This window comes from Salinigranum halophilum, from assembly GCF_007004735.1.
In the GTDB taxonomy this organism is placed as follows: Archaea; Halobacteriota; Halobacteria; order Halobacteriales; family Haloferacaceae; genus Salinigranum; species Salinigranum halophilum.
Window position 1 is genome coordinate 1 of sequence record NZ_SSNL01000004.1, and the last position, 17,991, is coordinate 17,991.

17 protein-coding genes and 1 tRNA gene are annotated in these 17,991 nt (G+C 67.9%); 10 read left to right on the forward strand and 8 right to left on the reverse strand.

Annotated features, from left to right (window positions below; translation table 11 throughout):
* Positions 1 to 647 precede the first annotated feature (647 nt).
* Positions 648 to 1,208 (forward strand): TATA-box-binding protein, encoded by a 561-nt coding sequence (locus tag E6N53_RS08680; RefSeq protein WP_136589965.1) that lies wholly within the window; start codon positions 648 to 650, stop codon positions 1,206 to 1,208.
* Positions 1,209 to 1,305: 97 nt separating this feature from the next.
* Entirely contained in the window at positions 1,306 to 2,091 is a 786-nt protein-coding gene (locus E6N53_RS21005; protein WP_201741107.1) for a helix-turn-helix transcriptional regulator, read from the forward strand.
* Between the two features lie 30 nt (positions 2,092 to 2,121).
* On the opposite strand, the gene E6N53_RS08690 is transcribed toward E6N53_RS21005, so the two are convergent.
* Both E6N53_RS08690 and E6N53_RS08695 read right to left on the reverse strand, forming a co-directional pair.
* Positions 2,122 to 3,327 (reverse strand): Cdc6/Cdc18 family protein, encoded by a 1,206-nt coding sequence (locus tag E6N53_RS08690; RefSeq protein ID WP_136589966.1) that lies wholly within the window; start codon positions 3,325 to 3,327, stop codon positions 2,122 to 2,124.
* 1,113 nt (positions 3,328 to 4,440) lie between these two features.
* On the reverse strand, positions 4,441 to 5,289 hold the full coding sequence (locus E6N53_RS08695; RefSeq protein ID WP_142858517.1) for a hypothetical protein: 849 nt from the start codon (positions 5,287 to 5,289) through the stop codon (positions 4,441 to 4,443).
* 137 nt (positions 5,290 to 5,426) lie between these two features.
* Here E6N53_RS08695 and E6N53_RS08700 point away from each other — a divergent pair, with 137 nt between their 5' ends.
* The gene (locus E6N53_RS08700; protein ID WP_142858519.1) at positions 5,427 to 7,340 is read left to right on the forward strand and encodes a DEAD/DEAH box helicase; all 1,914 of its coding nucleotides are present in this window, start codon (positions 5,427 to 5,429) and stop codon (positions 7,338 to 7,340) included.
* A gap of 95 nt (positions 7,341 to 7,435) precedes the next feature.
* On the opposite strand, the gene E6N53_RS08705 is transcribed toward E6N53_RS08700, so the two are convergent.
* Positions 7,436 to 8,800, reverse strand: coding sequence for a hypothetical protein (locus E6N53_RS08705; protein ID WP_142858521.1), 1,365 nt, complete (start codon positions 8,798 to 8,800; stop codon positions 7,436 to 7,438).
* A 225-nt stretch (positions 8,801 to 9,025) separates the two neighbouring features.
* Between E6N53_RS08705 and E6N53_RS08710 the strand changes: the two genes are divergently transcribed.
* The gene (locus E6N53_RS08710) at positions 9,026 to 11,359 is read left to right on the forward strand and encodes an N-6 DNA methylase (RefSeq protein WP_142858523.1); all 2,334 of its coding nucleotides are present in this window, start codon (positions 9,026 to 9,028) and stop codon (positions 11,357 to 11,359) included.
* 32 nt (positions 11,360 to 11,391) lie between these two features.
* Here E6N53_RS08710 and E6N53_RS08715 read toward each other — a convergent pair whose 3' ends face one another.
* Complete coding sequence (locus E6N53_RS08715; protein WP_142858525.1) at positions 11,392 to 12,222, reverse strand: class I SAM-dependent methyltransferase; 831 nt, start codon at positions 12,220 to 12,222, stop codon at positions 11,392 to 11,394.
* A gap of 103 nt (positions 12,223 to 12,325) precedes the next feature.
* On the opposite strand from E6N53_RS08715, the gene E6N53_RS08720 reads away from it, so the two are divergent.
* Positions 12,326 to 12,399, forward strand: a tRNA-Tyr gene (locus E6N53_RS08720).
* Positions 12,400 to 12,510: 111 nt separating this feature from the next.
* On the opposite strand, the gene E6N53_RS08725 is transcribed toward E6N53_RS08720, so the two are convergent.
* A complete protein-coding gene (locus E6N53_RS08725; RefSeq protein ID WP_142858527.1) occupies positions 12,511 to 12,924 on the reverse strand; it encodes a 2Fe-2S iron-sulfur cluster-binding protein in 414 nt (137 codons plus the stop codon).
* 91 nt (positions 12,925 to 13,015) lie between these two features.
* On the opposite strand from E6N53_RS08725, the gene E6N53_RS08730 reads away from it, so the two are divergent.
* The 4 genes from E6N53_RS08730 (at position 13,016) to E6N53_RS08745 (ending at position 15,735) form a co-directional block, all read left to right on the forward strand.
* The gene (locus E6N53_RS08730) at positions 13,016 to 13,291 is read left to right on the forward strand and encodes a DUF7999 family protein (protein ID WP_142858529.1); all 276 of its coding nucleotides are present in this window, start codon (positions 13,016 to 13,018) and stop codon (positions 13,289 to 13,291) included.
* Positions 13,292 to 13,424: 133 nt separating this feature from the next.
* Entirely contained in the window at positions 13,425 to 13,841 is a 417-nt protein-coding gene (locus E6N53_RS08735; RefSeq protein ID WP_142858531.1) for an acyl-CoA thioesterase, read from the forward strand.
* 57 nt (positions 13,842 to 13,898) lie between these two features.
* Positions 13,899 to 14,705 carry a class I SAM-dependent methyltransferase gene (locus E6N53_RS08740; RefSeq protein WP_142858533.1) on the forward strand — a complete coding sequence of 269 codons (807 nt, stop codon included), beginning with the start codon at positions 13,899 to 13,901 and terminating at the stop codon, positions 14,703 to 14,705.
* A gap of 31 nt (positions 14,706 to 14,736) precedes the next feature.
* Positions 14,737 to 15,735 (forward strand): DMT family transporter, encoded by a 999-nt coding sequence (locus tag E6N53_RS08745; RefSeq protein WP_142858535.1) that lies wholly within the window; start codon positions 14,737 to 14,739, stop codon positions 15,733 to 15,735.
* 9 nt (positions 15,736 to 15,744) lie between these two features.
* Here E6N53_RS08745 and E6N53_RS08750 read toward each other — a convergent pair whose 3' ends face one another.
* Complete coding sequence (locus tag E6N53_RS08750; RefSeq protein WP_142858537.1) at positions 15,745 to 16,185, reverse strand: VOC family protein; 441 nt, start codon at positions 16,183 to 16,185, stop codon at positions 15,745 to 15,747.
* A 158-nt stretch (positions 16,186 to 16,343) separates the two neighbouring features.
* Here E6N53_RS08750 and E6N53_RS08755 point away from each other — a divergent pair, with 158 nt between their 5' ends.
* Positions 16,344 to 16,994: a class I SAM-dependent methyltransferase gene (locus E6N53_RS08755; RefSeq protein ID WP_142858539.1), complete on the forward strand. Its 651-nt coding sequence runs from the start codon at positions 16,344 to 16,346 to the stop codon at positions 16,992 to 16,994.
* Between the two features lie 4 nt (positions 16,995 to 16,998).
* Here the strand turns inward: E6N53_RS08755 and E6N53_RS08760 are convergent, their stop codons facing one another.
* Both E6N53_RS08760 and E6N53_RS08765 read right to left on the reverse strand, forming a co-directional pair.
* The gene (locus E6N53_RS08760) at positions 16,999 to 17,472 is read right to left on the reverse strand and encodes an SRPBCC family protein (protein ID WP_142858541.1); all 474 of its coding nucleotides are present in this window, start codon (positions 17,470 to 17,472) and stop codon (positions 16,999 to 17,001) included.
* A 124-nt stretch (positions 17,473 to 17,596) separates the two neighbouring features.
* The gene (locus tag E6N53_RS08765) at positions 17,597 to 17,806 is read right to left on the reverse strand and encodes a hypothetical protein (protein ID WP_142858543.1); all 210 of its coding nucleotides are present in this window, start codon (positions 17,804 to 17,806) and stop codon (positions 17,597 to 17,599) included.
* Positions 17,807 to 17,991 lie beyond the last annotated feature (185 nt).

The window sequence follows — 17,991 nt, forward strand, 5'->3', positions numbered from 1 at the left end:
TCCGTCTTACGGCGGACCGCAGGGGGGGAATCCTCACGTATCGTTTCGGACCTGAACCAACGTGAGTCGAGGGTATAAACCCGTCGAACCTCGCTGGGAGTGTCCGAGGCGAGCGCGGGCCGAGTTGGACGGCCCACAGTCGCGTGGTGTTGTGTTTTACTTCCGCATCACACCGAAATGCCCTGGCACACTTAACCCCATCGAACCCGACTCGCATCGAGGCCGACGGGACCGAGCGTGTGGTGCATCGGGGAGATGCTGACACACCCGGCGTGACCCGGGTGCGTCCTTCGCATTACATCGAATGCCGGGGGAACATAAAAGGCCGTCGAACCATGGCCGCTTCGTCACTCGGTTTCACGACACACCTACTCATAAACTGGCGTAGAAACGTCCGTGATGAATTCGGATTGAACAGTCGGGTGTTGGGAGAAAAGGTCAGGTGTCGCTCGCAGGCGTGCGTAGGTGTTGAGTAAAAGAGACTCGACCGAGGACGAAAGGAACTCGACCGGTGATGATTCGACGCCGATGTGCTGGCCGTCAGGGGAGTGTAGTCACGCCGATTACGGGTCGAGATGCAGAAAACGGGCAGACCTTTTATAAGGGTGCCGTTTATAAGTGCGGGCAGAGGAGACAACAACGACACAATGAGTACACCGGCAGACTCCATCGAGATTCAGAACGTCGTCGCATCGACCGGTATCGGCCAGGAGCTCGACCTCGAAGCGCTCGCCGAGGACCTCCCTGGCGCGGACTTCAACCCGGACAACTTCCCCGGTCTCGTCTACCGGACGCAGAACCCGAAGGCTGCCGCGCTCATCTTCCGGTCGGGGAAGATCGTGTGCACCGGCGCGAAGAGTATCGACGACGTCCACGAAGCGCTCGGAATCATCTTCCAGAAACTCCGCGACCTCAAGATTCCCGTCGAGGATGACCCCGAGATCACCGTCCAGAACATCGTCTCGAGCGCCGACCTCGGTCACAACCTCAACCTCAACGCGCTCGCCATCGGCCTCGGCCTCGAAGACGTCGAGTACGAACCCGAGCAGTTCCCCGGCCTCGTCTACCGGATGGACGAGCCGAAGGTCGTCATCCTCCTGTTCGGGAGCGGCAAGATCGTCATCACCGGGGGGAAACAGACGAGCGACGCAGAGACCGCCGTCGTAGAGATCGTCGACCGCATCGAGGGACTCGGTCTGCTGGGATGAGCGTCCGGGGGACAGGAGAGGCACTGGCCATCGAGACCCCGTCGGGGAGTCCGGGGGCCCCTGCACGTGACACGCGCGACGGCGGGAGTGACGGACGATGACCGCCAGAGACGATATCGCGTTCCTCGTCGGGTCGGAGTGCCGCGTCGAGACACTGCGTGCCCTCCGCGAGGAACCCCTCCGTCCGAGCGGCCTGGCCGAGGAAGTCTCCTGTGCGCGCGAGACGGCACAGCGGAACCTTGCGGGGTTCACGGAACGAAGCTGGGTCACGAAGCAGAACAGTTCGTACCGACTCACGACTGCCGGTCAGATGGTGCTCCAGCGGTACGAACAGTTGGAGCAGTCGGTGGAGAACGCGAAGAACCTCGACGTGTTCCTGAGCAACGTCGGTCCCGTGGCCGAGGCGGTCGACACCGACCTCCTCGCGGCTCAGACGGTCACGACGTCGACCCCCGAGAACCCCCACGGTCCGATCGACCGCTGGCTCAGTCTCGTCGACGGCGTCGTCGACGCGTACTACGGCGTGACACCCATCGTTAGTCGCGTGTTCAACGAGGCCGCGGCGCAGTCGATCGGGCCGGACACACATATGGAACTCGTCATCGACGAGTCGGTTCTGGAGGCGTCGCGCGAGAAGTTCACGGACGCGCTCGAACTGGCGTACGAACTCGACCAGTTCGTCCTCTGGCTCGCACCGAGCGACCTCGAGTACGGGCTGGCAATCATCGACGACCACGTGTGGTTCGCCGCGTACGACGACTTCGGGAACATCGTCGCGAGCGTCGACGGGGACGACGAGGAGTTCGTCGAGTGGGCGTACGACCGCTACACCGGCCTTCGCGAACGGTCAGCGCAGGCCGAGCCGGAGAGCCTCTCGACCTGACCGGCTGCGGTCTGCCGCGAGGGCACAGGTTCAGTACTCGGCGTCCTCCGAGAGCACTTCCTGTACCACGTCGGGGTCCTCGAGGAGCTGGTGTTTCGTGTAGCTCCCCTCGGCGCTCCCACCGCTGTGTTTCGACTGTTCGATGATGTCGAGGAAGGCGTGTTCTTTCAGGAGGTCGCGGACGCGTCGGAGCGAGAGCGTGTCCGAACCCTGCTGGCCACAGATGTTCTCGTAGACGTCGTAGACGCGACTCGTGCGGAAGCCGTCCTCGTGTCGAGCCGAGAGCGAGAGCATCGCGAGCGCCTGGAGGACGTACCGTGAGTGCGGCGTCGAACCGCGGATGAGTTCACGGAACCGGTCCGTCTCCGCGCGCTCGCGCGCCTGCGTGACGAACTCCTCTTTCACCGTGGTCGACCCCGTCGACTGCGCGATTTCCCCGGCGTATCTGAGGATGTCGATCGCCTTGCGCGCGTCCCCGTGTTCGCGAGCAGCCAGGGCGGCGGCGCGCGGCACCGTCGAGGGGTCGAGCACCCCGTCGCGGAAGGCGTCCGACCGTGCTTCCATGATGGCCCGGAGCTGGTTCGCGTCGTACGGTGGGAAGACGAACTCGCGTTCACACAGCGATGATTTGACGCGTTCGTCCATCCGGTCTTTGTACTGAATCTTGTTCGAGATGCCGATGACGCCGAGTTTACACTGGGTGATCTTGCCCGCCTCTCCGGCCCGTGACAGCTGCATGAGGATGTCGTCGTCGCTCAGCTTGTCGATCTCGTCGAGGATGATGAGGACGACGTCGTAGAGCTGGTCGAGGATGCGCCAGAGCCGCTTGTAGTACGTGGAGGTCGACAGGCCCTTGTCGGGGACGCGGATGTCGGTGTGGTCGGGGCTGTTCACGCCCTCGGCGATGGTCTGGACGGCCTGCGTCTCTGTCGTGTCCTGTGCGCAGTCGACGTACGCGAACGTCGCGGTCACGGACTCCTCGCCGGCCGTGTCGACGAGCCGCTGGGAAACGTACTTGGCACAGAGGGACTTCCCGGTGCCGGTCTTCCCGTAGATGAGTACGTTGCTCGGACTCTGCCCGAAGATAGCGGGGTTGACCGCCGCGGCGAGGTTCGAGATTTCGTCGTCCCGGCCGACGATACGCCCCTCACCGGGGAGGTGACTGATCTCGAGGAGTTCCTTGTTTGCGAAGATGGGGTCCTCACGGGTGAAGAGGTCGTCCGCGGCGTTGGGCATGTTCAGCCACACCGGGTTTCCGGTGAAATGCGTTGTGGTTCGACTCCCGGGAGACACACACCACGTTTCCGGTGAAACGGTCATCGAACGGCCGAGGGTGCACCTGAAACAGGGGTTAACGTTCATCGGAAACACGGTGTCTACCGAACCGAGGAAGCACTACGCGAGAACACGATGTCGTCTTCGGGGGAGACCGGACCCGGGAGAGCGACGCTATAATCGGTGAGTCAGCCGAGTACAGCGCTCGCGGACACCGGGACCCCTGAATGTCGTCTCTCCCCAGCCAAGCACGGTCCACCACAGGTGCCGAGTCGGTAGAGGAACTCGGTGTTTCACGTCGAGCGATGTCCTGAACGGACACTAAAATAGGTATGCTGAACGGCGGTACATTCTGGTACACAGTAAACTTATTTAAAGTTTCTGCTAGAGACTGTCGCCGAGATCGGTTCAGAATCGGGAGCTTCGGCGGAGCGGTCACGACCACAGCCCGATTCACCGGAAACGAGGTGTGTCACAGCGACTAGTCCGGTCCCGACAAGACGGGTCGAGTCTCCCAGTAGGCTTCATCGGAAACGAGGTGTGTCGACGCAGTGGTGTCTCCGAGTTCGTTGGTGTGAGGTCGTTAATCGGGAGTTCCGTGGTGCCGTGTGCGAACCCACTGACGCGGCCGGTTCACCGGAAACGCGGTGTCTCTGTCGGTCCAACCAACCGACCGCGTTCTCCGCTACGGAGCGACGGCGAGCTTCCCGGACTATTTCACCGGAAACGCGGTGTCACCGACAGGGGGTGTCTCGCGCCTACGACCGCGTCAGTCTCGACCGGCCGACGCGGCCGGTTCATCGGAAACGCGGTGTCTGTAGTCGGTCACCCCGTGTCGCGCCCCACCACTCCGACTACGCGTTCAGGCCGCACCGTTCACCGGAAACGCGGTGTGGGGACACGTCTCAGTCGAGGTCGAAGTCCGGTCTCCGCCCCCGGTCATCACCGGCTATCGCGGCGGCCCGGAAGCTCTTGGACGCCGACGTAGCGGGGGTGTTCGAGACACGGCACATTCACCGGAAACGTGGTGTCGGTACAGACGCGCCGAGTCCGCCTTGCGGCACCCCACAGCGCTCAGAACGAGCCGGCGGTGACGACACGCCCTGTCGGTGTCGTGTCCGCCCCGTCTCGAGCGTCGTCGGCGACGAGGGCGGCCCACTCGTCCCGGACGGACGAGACACCGCTGAAGACGTGTTCGGGGACGAGCGGCATCGGGAGGGGGACGTACGCGTTCGCGCGCATGTCGGCGATTCCGTCGTAGACGCCGACGACGCGGCCCTCACGCGTCCGGAGCCGGAACCGCTTGTCGTCGGGGTCCCGGCGATACGAGTACGGAAACGCCTCCGTCGTGGGGCAGGCGAGGCCGTCGACGCCGTCGAGCCACGCCAGGGTCTGCCCACCCGAGTCGGCCACTTCGGCGGTCCTCGCTCTCTCATCCGCTTTGCCAGTCCCCTCGACGAGACGCAGCGAGTGGTCGTCACCCGTCCCGTCCTCGCGCCAGACGAGGTCGTCGGGAGACGCGTCGGTTCGGACGGCCGCGTACCCACCCTTCGCGAGCGGGATGCGGTCGGGTCCGTTGTAGAAGGTACGCCTCCCGTGTCGGTCCTCGCCGGCGACCAGCGGCGGGTCGTACAGCACATCGTGGACTGTCCGGGCATCCGCTTCACTCCCGACGACGAACAGCGAGAAGCGCTCGTGGCTGGTGTTGTTCCGGAGCCGCGAGACGAGTGTCGTGGGTGTCACCTCGTCGCTCTCGAGCGGTTCGACAGCGACGAGTTCGTTCACCGAACGGGAGACGAACGGGGACGCCCTGCCCGTCGGCGTCGCGAGGGACGATGGGAGCCAGGGCTCGTCGGGGCTCGTTATCTCGTACCCGCGGCGCTCACACGTGTCCCGTCCAGCGGCGTGGAGTCGGTCGCTCATCGTCCGTGATACGGAGCCGACGGTGAAACCGTTATCGTGCGGGGCGGCACACCGACGAGACCGATGTGGCCGGCCGTGTCCGATTCGTCGGCCAGCGAGGCGCAACTCGTTTCTTCGCGGACCCGCTATCGGACGTGATGACAGACGAGTCGGTCGAGCGCGGGCGGGTCGACAGCCGCGACGACACCCACACGCTCGACGACACCGACGCTTCCGAGCGGGACACGAGCACGAACGACGAGGGGGCGACACTCTCTCTCGAAGAGTTCTACCGCGCTGTCGAGCGCGAGGGACGTCCCGTCGTCACGGCCGGCGAGGTAGCCCGCCGGACGGACCGCTCACAGGCGGCGGTGGCGGACGCCCTCGCCGGACTCGAACGAGAGGGTTCGGTCCAGTCGGTGCACGTCGAGGCGGACCCAGTCGTGTGGTTCCCGAGCCAGTGGGGCGACCTCGCCACGCGCGAGCGGAGCGTCCTGTTCCCCCAGCGTCGAGAGGTGGTCGTCGACGCGCCGACCCAGTACACCCGCGCGCGGATGGCGCAGTTCGCTCACCTCGTGGACACGACGGGTGACCGCGAATCCGGGACGCGAGGCTACCTCTACCGTATCCGCCGTGAGGACATCTGGAGTGCCCCGTTCGACTCGCTCTCGGAACTGCTGGCGCTGATGCGCTCTGTCCTCCCGCGACGGTCCGAACCGCTCGAAGACTGGGTGACAGACCAGTGGAAGCGGGCCAACCAGTTCACGCTCTCGACCCACGAGGACGGTTACACCGTGCTCTCGGCGGCCTCGGAGAACCTCATGGGGAACGTCGCCCGGCAGGAACTCGACGAGGAACACCTCCACGCGCCCATCTCGGACACGGAGTCGTGGGTCCGCGAGGGCAGCGAGGCGGCGATCAAACGCATCCTCTGGGAGGCGGGCTACCCGGTCGTCGACGAGCGCGACCTGGAGACGGGTGACCCTCTCGACGTCGACCTCCACATCGACCTCCGTGACTACCAGCGTGAGTGGGTCGACGCGTTCATCGAGAAGAAGGCCGGCGTCCTCGTCGGACCGCCGGGGAGCGGGAAGACCGTCGCGGGAATGGGCGTGCTCGAAGCGGTCGGCGGCGAGACGCTCGTCCTCGTCCCGGGCCGGGAACTCGCCGTCCAGTGGCGCGAGGAGTTACTGGCGCACACCTCGCTCTCCGAAGACCAGATCGGCGAGTATCACGGCGGCGTCAAAGAGATTCGCCCCATCACCATCGCCACCTACCAGACGGCTGGGATGGACCGCCACCGGTCCCTGTTCGACTCGCGACGGTGGGGTCTCATCATCTACGACGAGGTCCACCACATCCCCTCCCGCGTCTACCGGCGAAGCGCCGACCTCCAGGCCAAACACCGCCTCGGCCTCTCGGCGACACCAGTGAGAGAGTCCGACGACGAGCAGGAGATATTCACGCTTATCGGCCCGCCCATCGGGACCGACTGGACGAAGCTGTTCGACGCCGGCTACGTCCAGGAACCGGAGGTCGAGATCAGGTACGTCCCCTGGCGCGACGACGAGGCACAGAACGAGTACGCCGCCGCCCACGGTCGCGAGCGCCACACCATCGCGGCGATGAATCCAGCGAAGGTCGACGAGGTCCGCTCTCTCCTCGCCCAGCACGACGACGCCAAGGCGCTGGTGTTCGTCGACTGGCTCGACCAGGGTCGCGACATCAGCGAGGCCCTCGACGTGCCGTTCATCAGCGGCGAGACGCCTCACTGGGAGCGCGAACGGCTGTTCGAGCGGTTCCGTGAGGGCGACCTCCGAACGCTGGTCGTCTCCCGTGTCGCCGACGAGGGAATCGACCTCCCGAACGCCGAACTGGCTATCGTCGCCTCGGGCCTGGGGGGGTCACGACGACAGGGAGCACAGCGCGCCGGGCGGACGATGCGGCCGGCCGGGAGCGCCCTCGTGTACGTCCTCGCGACCCGGGGCACCACCGAAGAGGACTTCGCCCAACGACAGACCCGCCACCTGGCCGAGAAAGGCGTGCTCGTGCGAGAGAACGACCTCGCCTGAACAAATACTGAAGAAGCACAACACGACCGCCTCGGATACCGACCGCGTGAGCGTACGGACGCACGGGCAGCGGGACGACCGAGCGGTGAGACGGCTTACGGCTCTGCGGAGGACGGGTCGCCCCCGGCGGAACTCAGGAGCACCGAACTCAACTGCTCGCGCCACTCGTGGAGTTCTTGAATCTCGTCCTCGACGGCCGCGAACCGTTCGTCGACGCTTCCCGAGTCGCCCACGAGTCCCTCGAGTCGCTCGACGGTCGTCGAGAGGTCCTCGACCGTCGCGTTCAACTGCTCGACCGCTGCGGCGTTGTCCTCGATACGTGCTGTCAGGGCCGCCCGTTCCTCGGAGCTGTCGGCGAACCGTTCGGAGACCGTCGCGTCGAGTTCTCGGAGGTTCTCGTCGACGGCGTCGGCCCGGTCGCCGAGGGCGTCGACCTCGTCCGCGACAGCTGCGACCTCACCACCCAGACCGTCGAGCGCCTCGTCGTGACTCGAGAGCCGGTCGTCGGTGGTCGAGAGCGCCTCGTCGACGGACTCGAACCGGCGGGTCGACTCGTCGTGGCGCTCGGCGGCGGCCTCGCTCACCTCGTCGACCGCTCGCTCGACCTGTTCGATGTCGTCCGCGACGCTGTCGAGGTCACGACGCTGTCTGTCGAGGCGTTCGTGGAGGTGGGCGAGTTCGTCCTCGACGTCGTCGACGACCGACCAGAGCCGCCCGAGGTTGCGTCCGTGTATCCCGACGTCGCCTTCGACCTCCGAGAGGGTCGCTTCGAGCGATTCGATGTCGGCGCGAACCGACTCGATTACCTGCCGGCCGGTCCCCTCCTCGTCGAGGAACTCCTCGAGCGCGTTCGTGTAGGACTTCAGGTCGGCGACCTCCGCCTGAAGCTGGCGGATTCGTGCCTCGACACGCCCGTCCTCGGCGGTCGAACGCTCGAACGTGTGCCGAATCCGCTCGATGTTCTCGAGAAGCTTCTCGCCGACGTCTTCGTCCGTCGCGAGCGACGCCGACTCGGCTCGAGTCGGCGCGCGGTCGAGCATCTCGGCCGTTGCCTCCCCGTTCTCCGCCGCGTAGTCGCTGCGGAGCGACCCGGCCGCGGCGTCACCGCTCGGAGTGGCGGCTGTCTCGGAGGGGGACGCCCGGTCGAGGCCGACGACCGTGTCTTTGCTCCAGCCCTCTTCGATTCGCGACGTGCCGTTCTCTGTGGCTGGCCCTCGTCTGTCGGCGGCCGGGTCGACACGCTCGTCGGTCTCGACGTCGGCGTCGGCATCGTCGCTCACCTCCTCGTCGGTGCCGACCGCGTCGAGGCGCTGCTCTATCGCGTCGATCGCGGTGACGCGGTTCTCGCCCGTGCGTTCGGCGTCGAGGAGTCGTTCGAGTGCCTCGACGTCGTCGACGTCGTCGAGGGCCTCTTTCAGTTCGGCGACAGAGTAGTCGGCTGGGGGGATGAGTGAGGTCATGGCGTCGGGTGCTCCCGGGGGTGAGTGTCCGGCGGACCGAGTCGCCGCCCCGTCGACCGCGACGACGTCAGACGCCCGTCAGACACTGTCTGGTGGTATCGAGTCGCGGACAGGGGCATAAATCCGCGCCTCAAATTATCTCGGTTAATAATTCGTTCGTCCGACACGTCGTCTCGGAGACTCGAAGGGCGAACGGTTTTACCGCTCGTCGTTCACCTCCAGTCGATGAGCTTCCCCGGCGTCGACCTCGCCGCGACCGACGACTACCGGTCCCGACTGGCGGCCCGTCTGGCTGACGCCGACGCCGGTGCCGACGTCCAGCGCGCCTTCGAGGAGTGGTGTGCGTACGTCCGCGCCCACCACGGTGCCGTCTTCGAGACGCCGACAGCCGACACCGACCCGCCAGCCGTCGACGCCGACCCGCCAGCCGTCGATGTCTGCCCGGTGGACGCGACGGCCACCACGCGCCCCGTCGAAGGGCGGGACACGGTCTCGCCGCACCGACTCTTCCTCGACACGCTCACCTTCGACGCCGTCGTCGAGGCCCTCCACGACTGCGTCGAGGCGACGTTCGGCGTCACCGTCGAGACGCCGGCGGACACGCTCGACCTGTCCCCCGTCCACGACGTCGTCGGGGTGTCTCTTCTCGACACCGCCGTCGACCCCTCTCCCGACGCGCTCGCCGCGTGTGACGCCGACGACCTCCGACGCGTGTACGAACGAACCGTCCCTCCCGCTTCCCGCCGGGTGTTCGGCGAGTACTACACGCCGCCCGGACTGGCCGAACTCGGCGTCAGCGAAGTCGCGAATCGAGTCGACGACTTCGGACGGGCAACCGTCGTCGACCCCGGCTGTGGGGCGGGGGCGTTCCTGACCGCGGCCATCCGTCGAAAGCGGCGCGAGGCACGTGCCGAGGAAGTCGACCCCGCTACGACGCTCGAACACCTCTCGACGAGCGTCGTGGGTATCGACGTCAACCCTGTCGCCGTCGCCGCCGCCCGGACCGCGTGTGTGCTCGCGCTCCTCCCCGTCGTGCGCGAGGCCGCCGTCGACCGGGTCTCGCTTCCCGTCTTCCTGGGCGATGCGCTCGGACTCACCGACGACGCACCCACCACCGGGGTCGAAGGCGGTGCGACCGCGGTCGTCGGGAACCCGCCGTGGATTCCGTGGGAGCGGCTCCCGGACGCACAGAAAGACCGTCTCAGGGCGGGCCCCATCGACCGGCTCGACCTGTTCGAACACCGCGGAGCGGCGGCTCGTCTGGGCCACGCGAACGACGACCTCTCGCTCCCGTTCGTCTGGACCTGCCTCGACAGGTACCTCGACGACGGGGGCGTCGCCGCGTTCGTCCTCAAGCGCGACCACCTCCGGGGGCCTGCGGGCCGACTCGTCCGCTCCGGTCGAGTCGGCTCGCGTCCGCTCACCATCGAGCACGTCCACGACTTCGGTTCGACGGCTCCGTTCGAGGGCGTCGACGCCGCGGCCGCGCTCTACGTGTTCGGCGTCGGAAGGGCCGATGTTGGACGGAACGACATCGGAAGAGACGACGTCGGAAGGGACGACGTCGACCCGCGTGATTCGAACTCGACTCTGACTCCGAACTCGGACTCGGACTCGAACCCGGTCCCCACGACGGTGTGGGAGCCGACGGGCGTGACGGCGGCGTTCGGGTCGCTCGACACCTTGCGGTCGACGCTCGAACGGACCGAGACGGGGCTCGCGCCGGTCGACGCCGACGACCCGACGGGGCCCTGGCACCGCGTGGACGCCGACGTGGAGGCGGTCGGCGAGTGTGCGTACCGAATCCGTCACGGGCTGAAAGACGACGCGAAAGCCGTCTTCAGCGTCGACGACGAGCTCCTGGCACAGGTCGAGTCGACGCACGTCTACCCGTATCTCCGTTCGAAACACGTCGTCAAGTGGGGGTTGTTCGGCCACGACCGGTTCCTCGTCCCGCAGCGGCAGGCCGGCGAGGAGAACGAGGCCGCCCTCGCGGCGGAGACGCCGGCGACGTACGACTACCTCGAGGACCACCGCGAACGACTGGTCGGACGGGGCTCGTCGTGGTTCGACAGCGGCCCGTTCTACTCGCTGTTCGGCCTCGGCCCGTACACCTGGGCCCCGTACAAGGTGGTGTGGTGTCGGCTGGGGTTCAAGCCTCACTTCGCCGTCGTCTCGACTGTCGAGGACCCCGAACTCGGCCGGAAGACGGTGGTTCCCGGCGACCACTGTATGTTCGTCGCGTGTGACGACGAGCGCGAGGCCCACTACCTGTGTGCCCTGTTGAACGCCGCACCGTACCAGCGCTGTCTCCGCGACCTCGCCGGCGAGGGGAAGGCGAGCCTCTCGAAGTCCGTCGTCTCCTCGCTTGCCCTCCCGCCGTGGGAGGCGCGTCCGACACAGGAGCGCCTCGCGGCGCTCTCCCGACAGGCACACGACATCGTCCCCGACTACGTCGACCGATCGAAGCGGTCGTACAACCGCCTCTCTATCCCGGAACTCGCCGCAGTCGAACGGAACGTCGACCGCACGGCGACCCGGTTCCTCGCCGAGCGGTAAACGGACGAGACGGAGGCGCGGCGGAGAGCCAGTCACTCAGGCGTCGCCTCGGCGCGCACGGCGCGGAACCGCAACCGACGGTAGTCGACGACCCACGACCCCGCTCGGTACTGGTCGGCTTCGAGCCGCGCTTCGACCCCGTCGACGACCGCGTCGTACGCCTCGTCCGAGAGCGCGGGGAAGAGGCCGTCGCCGAACATGGCGAGCCAGTCGCGCAGGCCCTCGGCGTCTCCATCGAGTGTCGTCGGCCGGTCGAACAGCTGCGCGTCGCGGACTTCCAGCCCGTGTGCTTCGAGCCGCGGTGTGTATTCGCCGATGCTCGGGAAGTACCACGGCTGCTCGGCGTCGTACCCGCGGCCGTCGAGTTCGCGGCGCACGGCCTCGACGATGCTCTCGACGTTCCCGCGCCCGCCCAGTTCGGCGACGAACACGCCGCCGGGTTTCAGGAGACGACGCACCCCGTCGAGGACGGCGTCGTGGGCCGGGCCGGGAATCCAGTGGAGCGCCGCGTTGGAGAACACCGCGTCGAACGTGTGGGTCGAGTCGGTGCCGACCGCTGCGACGAGGTCACGCGCGTCGCCCTGAACGAACCGGAGTCCCTCGACGTCCCCGTAGCGGTCCCGCGCCCGAGCGACCATCTCGGCCGAGCGGTCGACGCCGACGACACGCGCGCCGCGGTCGACCAACTCGCGCGAGAGGTGGCCCGTCCCGCAGCCGAGGTCGAGCACCCGCGTCCCCTCGTCGAGGTCGAGCAGTTCCGTGACGCGCTCGCCGTACTCGTAGACGAACGCGCACTGGTCGTCGTAGTCGGCAGCGTTCCACGCGTCCTCCGACGGTTCCTCGCGGGCCTCGTGATTCGCCATACCCTCCTGTCGCACGAGCGGGTGGTAAGCGTCGTGGGTCGACGTGACACTCGGCGGGTGAATGAGAACGCTTAAATTTCAAGGCCCGACTACGATACGATGACCGCTCTTAGCTCAGCCTGGTAGAGCAGCCGACTGTAGATCGGCTTGCCCCCCGTTCAAATCGGGGAGAGCGGACTTTTCGCGCGAACGACACGAGCAGTGGACAGCCTCTGCGAGACGATTTGAGTAGGCGAAAGCGCGCCACTCGTCGACGGCGGATTCCCGGCGGATTCGGTCGCGAGCACCTCACCCCGACTCCCGCTTCCCCCACACCACGTTCTCCTCGTCGAGTTCGACGACCATCCCTTCCTCAACGCGGACCTGACACGACAGCCGAGGGTAGCCGAACCGCTCGGCGAGTCGGTCGTGCCAGTGCGACGGTTCGGGACCCACCCGCAGCCGAACCCCGCAGGTCGCACACAGTCCGCGCCCGCCGCAGTTCGCCCGCTCGGTCAGTCGCGTGTACGGCGAGAGGTCGTGCTCGCGGAGGACGTCGCGGAGCACCCGCCCGCGGCGGGCGTACAGCGTCGTCTCGCCCGCGGCGTGGCGCACGACGACTCGAACCCGTTCGGGGCCGTCACCTTCGTCCTCGCCCGCGCGCTCGTCCGGTGGGGTCACGACCAGAACGTACTGCCGCCGACCATTGAACGTGTCGGCCATGAATATTCCTGTTTGTCCACCTATCGGGCGACAAATACCAGTACATACCAGAAATACCACCAGTTAAGCAGTTGGATTACCAAGGTGTCGTATGGAACAGCACGCAGTGCCGGCGACACCGGTCACGGTATCGGCGACGATTCGCCAGCCGATGAACGACCACGGGACGGTGACCGTCGAACTGGGCGAGACGAACGAGACGCGGTACCTCGTCGAGTACGACTCCGACCGCCTCCAGCAGGTGTTGCGCACGCTGCCCACCGGGACGACGCTGCCGATTCAGATGACGCGCGTCGGTAGTCGCTCGAACGTCTGGCGCGTCGCGGGGCTGCCGGGGGTTCCGAGCGCCGCGCCGCGGCGCGTCTGAACGCGGCGGCTCCATCCGTATCCGCTCCCGTCCGTGTCACGGCGGTCGAGCCGGGCCGAGTCGATACGAATCGAGACGAGTCGGGGACTGCCGAGAACGACGCCGTTTTCGACCCCCCGCGACAGGTCGTGGTATGGACGACCCCGACCGCCACTACGAGAGCACCGTCGAGATTCGGTACTCGGACCTCGACACGTTCGGCCACGTCAACAACGCCGTCTACGCGACCCTGTGCGAGGAGGCCCGCGTCGACTACTTCCGCGACGTCCTCGACCTCGGCGTCCACGAGATCAGCTTCGTCGTCGCCCGACTCGAACTCGACTATCGGAAAGCGATTCCCGACGTCGGCGACGTCACCATCGTCGTCGGCATCACCGAGTTCGGTCGCACGAGTTTCACCATGGGCTACGAACTCCGGTACGACGACGCGGTCGTCGCCACCGCCGAGACGGTCCAGGTCGCCGTCGACGAGGAGGGGTCACCCATCGAGGTCCCGACGGAGTGGCGCGACCAGGTCGCTGCTGCCCGCACCCGTGTCGACGACGCCTGACGTCTCGTCCACGACCCCCGGGACAACGCTTCTCACGTCGCACCACGAACGACGGCTGTGAGCGACGACACCGGGGCGGAGAAACGCGACACGGCCGCCCGATTCGGCCGGGCGGCGGCGGACTACCGCGACAGCGACACCCACAGACGGGGCGCGGACCTCGAGACGCTCGCGGCGTGGTGTGCCGGCGCCGACCGCGCACTCGATGTCGCGACGGGCGCTGGACACACCGCGGGGGCCCTGCGCCGCGAGGGCGTCGCGTCTGTCGTCGCCGTGGACGCCGCGACGGCGATGGTCGGGACGGCAGTCGACGCGTACGGTGTCGACGGCTGTGTCGCCGACGCGGAGCGTCTCCCCTTCAGGCCCGCAGCGTTCGAGGCCGTGACCTGCCGTATCGCCGCACATCACTTCCCGAACCCGGAGCGGTTCGTCGAGGAGGCGGCGCGGGTCCTCACCCCCGGCGGGACGCTCGCCTTCGAGGACAACGTCGCCCCCGCGAACCCGCGGGAAGCGCGGTTCGTCGACGGGGTCGAACGTCTCCGGGACCCGAGTCACGTCGGCCTCGACACTCCCGCCGAGTGGCGCCGTCGTTTCGTTGCCGCGGGGTTCACCGTCGAGGAGGAGACGACGGTGACGCGCCGACTCGACTTCCAGGCCTGGTGTGACCGGACGGCCGTGAGCGAACGCGACCGTCGGGAACTCCGTCGACGGTTCGCCGAGGCCGACGCCGCGCTCCACGAGCGGTTCGCTGTCGTGTCCGGCCCGGAGGGAGTCGAGTCGTTCGTCGTTCCGAAACGCCTGTTCAGGCTCCGAAAGCGCGGGTCGACGACCGGGACCGACCCCGGACGCGCGGACGAACGGTAGAGGTAAACCGACCGCCGCCGTGGCACCCCACGTGAGTTTCGCCGCGCTCGAACGCCGGACGCCGCCGCTCGTCGCCCTCGCCCTCGCCCTCGCCCTCGCCGTCGTCGCCGTCTCGACGAGCGCCATCCTCGTCCGCTGGTCGGCCGCCCCCTCCGCGGTGAAGGCGCTGTACCGGGTCGTCTTCACCACGGCACTGCTCCTGCCGTGGGCGCTCACCCGCTACCGGGCGGACTTCCGCCGGCTCCGCCCACGGGATGCGCTCGTCGCCGGCGTCACCGGCATCGCGCTCGCGGTCCACTTCGCGGCGTGGTTCGAGAGCCTCGCGTGGACCTCCGTCGCGGCGTCGGTGACACTCGTCCAGTCACAGCCGCTGTTCGTCGCCCTCGGCGCGTGGGCGCTTCTCGACGAACGTGTCACCCGACGTCGCGTCGTGGGCATCCTGGTCGCCGTCGTCGGGATGGTCGCGATGTCGCTCGGAGACTTCCTCTCGGGCGTCGCGCTGGCGGGTCAGCGCCCGCTGTACGGAAACGCGCTCGCGGTCCTCGGGGCCGTCGCCGCCGCCGGATACGTCCTCGCCGGCCGGTCGGTCCGCCAGCGCGTCTCGCTGGTCCCCTACGTCACCGTGGTCTACACCGCCTGTGCGGTCACTCTACTCGCGCTCGTCGTCTGGGAGGGACAGGCGCTCGTCGGCTACCCGCCTCGCGAGTGGCTCCTCTTCGCCGCGATGGCCGTCGGTCCGGGGCTGTTCGGCCACACGGTCATCAACTGGGTCCTCGCACACGTCGACTCCTCCGTCGTGAGCGTCTCGCTCCTCGGCGAACCCATCGGGTCGACGCTCCTCGCGCTGGTGTTGCTGCCGGGTGAGGTCCCGAGTCTGCCGACAGTCGTCGGCGGCGCGGTCGTCCTCCTCGGTATCGCGGTCACGACGACGGGAGCGGCGGCCGCGGACCGGGGTTCCGGCGACGTCGGCGAGTCGGACCCACCGGACGACGTCGAGCGAGCCACTGTCGGGGTCGACGAGCAGGACTGAGGGGGCGACTCAGTGCAGTTTGAGTTCGACCCGACGCCCGTCGGGGTCGCGGACGTACGCGGCCCACGCGCGACCGTACGCGCCGTAGCGTTTCTTCGGTTCGTCCGGTTCGACGGTGACGCCGGCCGCTTCGAGTTCCGCGAGCAACGCCTCGAGTTCGGCACGCGAGTCGATGTCGTCCGACCGCAAGAGGAGACAGACGTGTTCGCCGCCGACGTCGTCGGGGTCGAACCCCTCGTCGGGCACGAGGTGGAGGTGGCGGCCGCCGGCGACGACGGCCACGTACGGCACCTCGCCGTTCTCGAACCGCTCGCGGTCCCGGACCGGCAGGCCGAGCAGGTCGTGGTAGAAGCCGAGCGCGCGGTCGAGGTCGGCGACGCGAAGCGCCACGTGGTCGAGGTCGACCACCGAGAGCGTCACGCCGTTCGAATCGCTGGACTCTGCGGGCATGACCCGACGTTCGGGCGTCGTCGGAAAAACCGTGTCGCCACCCGGCGGGGGTCTCGGGGCAGTGCTCGCGGCTGGAGGTGCCGCCGCCCACGAAGTCACCACGGGAGTCGACTCACCACGGCCGGAACGGTCAGCACACCTCGCGCCCTACGGGACCTATGACCGACAACCTCGCCCGCCGGAACGCGGTCAGGAGAGCGTGGGACGCCGTCGCCGACGACTACGCCGCTGCTCGCCGTCCGGACGGCCCCGACGCCCGCCTTCTCGACGAACTCGCCGCGGAGCTTCCCGACGGGGCACGGGTACTCGACGTCGGCTGTGGCGACGGACGGCGGACGATGGCGACGCTCCTCGCCGCGGACCCCTCCGTCGATGTCGTCGGCCTGGACGTCTCGCGCGTCCAACTCGACCTCGCCCGCGAGGCGGTCCCGATGGCCCGTCTGGTTCAGGGAGACATGACCTCGCTCCCCTTCTCGCACGGGGCGTTCGACGCCGTCACTGCGTACCACAGTGTGTTCCACGTCCCGCGCGGGCAACACCCGGCGGTGTACGCCGAGTTCGCGCGCGTCCTCGCACCCGGTGGCTTCGTCCTCACGACGGTCGGCAGCGGCCGCTCGGAGTCGGTTCGGCAGAACTGGCTCGGCAGTGGTCACCCGATGTTCTGGAGCACGCCCGGGGCCACGGTCACGACGGCACAACTCGAAGACGCTGGCTTCAGTGTCGAGTGGGAGCGCCGCGTCGACGACCCGCTCGGGAGCACCGCGCTGTTCGTCCTCGCCCGGTTGCGCCCGCGAGCGGCGCACGACTGAGCGCCTACTCGAGGAGTTCGCGCGTCTTCTTGTGGCGGTAGCGGAACATCGGTTCGAACCCGACGACCGACAGCGGTCCCAGGACCACGTTCCCGAGGGGGAACGCGTACTCGACGTCGTCCTCGACGATGGTCTCGTCGCCGTCGGCGAAGAAGCGATGCGTGTGCTCCCAGTGCCGGAACGGCCCGTCGGTCATGTCGTCGACGAACCGTGCCGTCCCCTCGCCCTCCTCGCGTTCGACGATACGGGAGACGAACGACTGGCGGGGGCCGACCCCGAACGGCCGCGTCGAGAGCCGGATCTGTGTGCCGACATCGAGGACGTCGGGGTCGGCCTCGCCGTCGGGGCCGCGGATGTCCTCGACGCGGAGGTTCATCCAGCCGGGAGTGAGCGCCTCCAACCCATCGATGCGCGAGTGAAACGCCCACACGTCTTCGAGCGGTGCGGCGACGCGGGTCCGCCGCTGATATCTCGCCATACCGTCTCATAGGGACTCCGAGAGAAAGGGGCACTGGTCGGCGGCGGGGCGGGCGCTGTCGACAGCGGTGTGGACGCACGTATCGGGGCCGACGTCGACGTCGACGTCCGCCCGCGAGACGGATTCAGCGACGGTGAACGCTCTCGACCGCGACCGTCGCGACGAGCGCACCCGTCAGCACGGCGGTCAACGCTACGGGGTAGCTCAAGGCGAGGACGACGACGAGCGGGAGCGCGCCGACGATGAACGAGTGGGCGACCGTCGGGGCGCGGTCGCTCACGGTCGTGCGCTGTACGTGGAGCGGTTCGACGGGGGTGTCGGCTGGCAGGACCATTGTCGGTCGGGGGGTGGGATGGCTGGTTCGACGCATCAGTCCCCCTCTCGTCCCGCGGCGTGGAGGGTGTCGAGACGCGGTACTGCGGCCGCTCGTGGCGGGCGCAGCCTCGAGGCGCGCTGGGTGCAGTGACGTGAGACGCCGGGACGCCCCGGGCACGGCGTGGTGGAGGGCGAAGCGGAGCG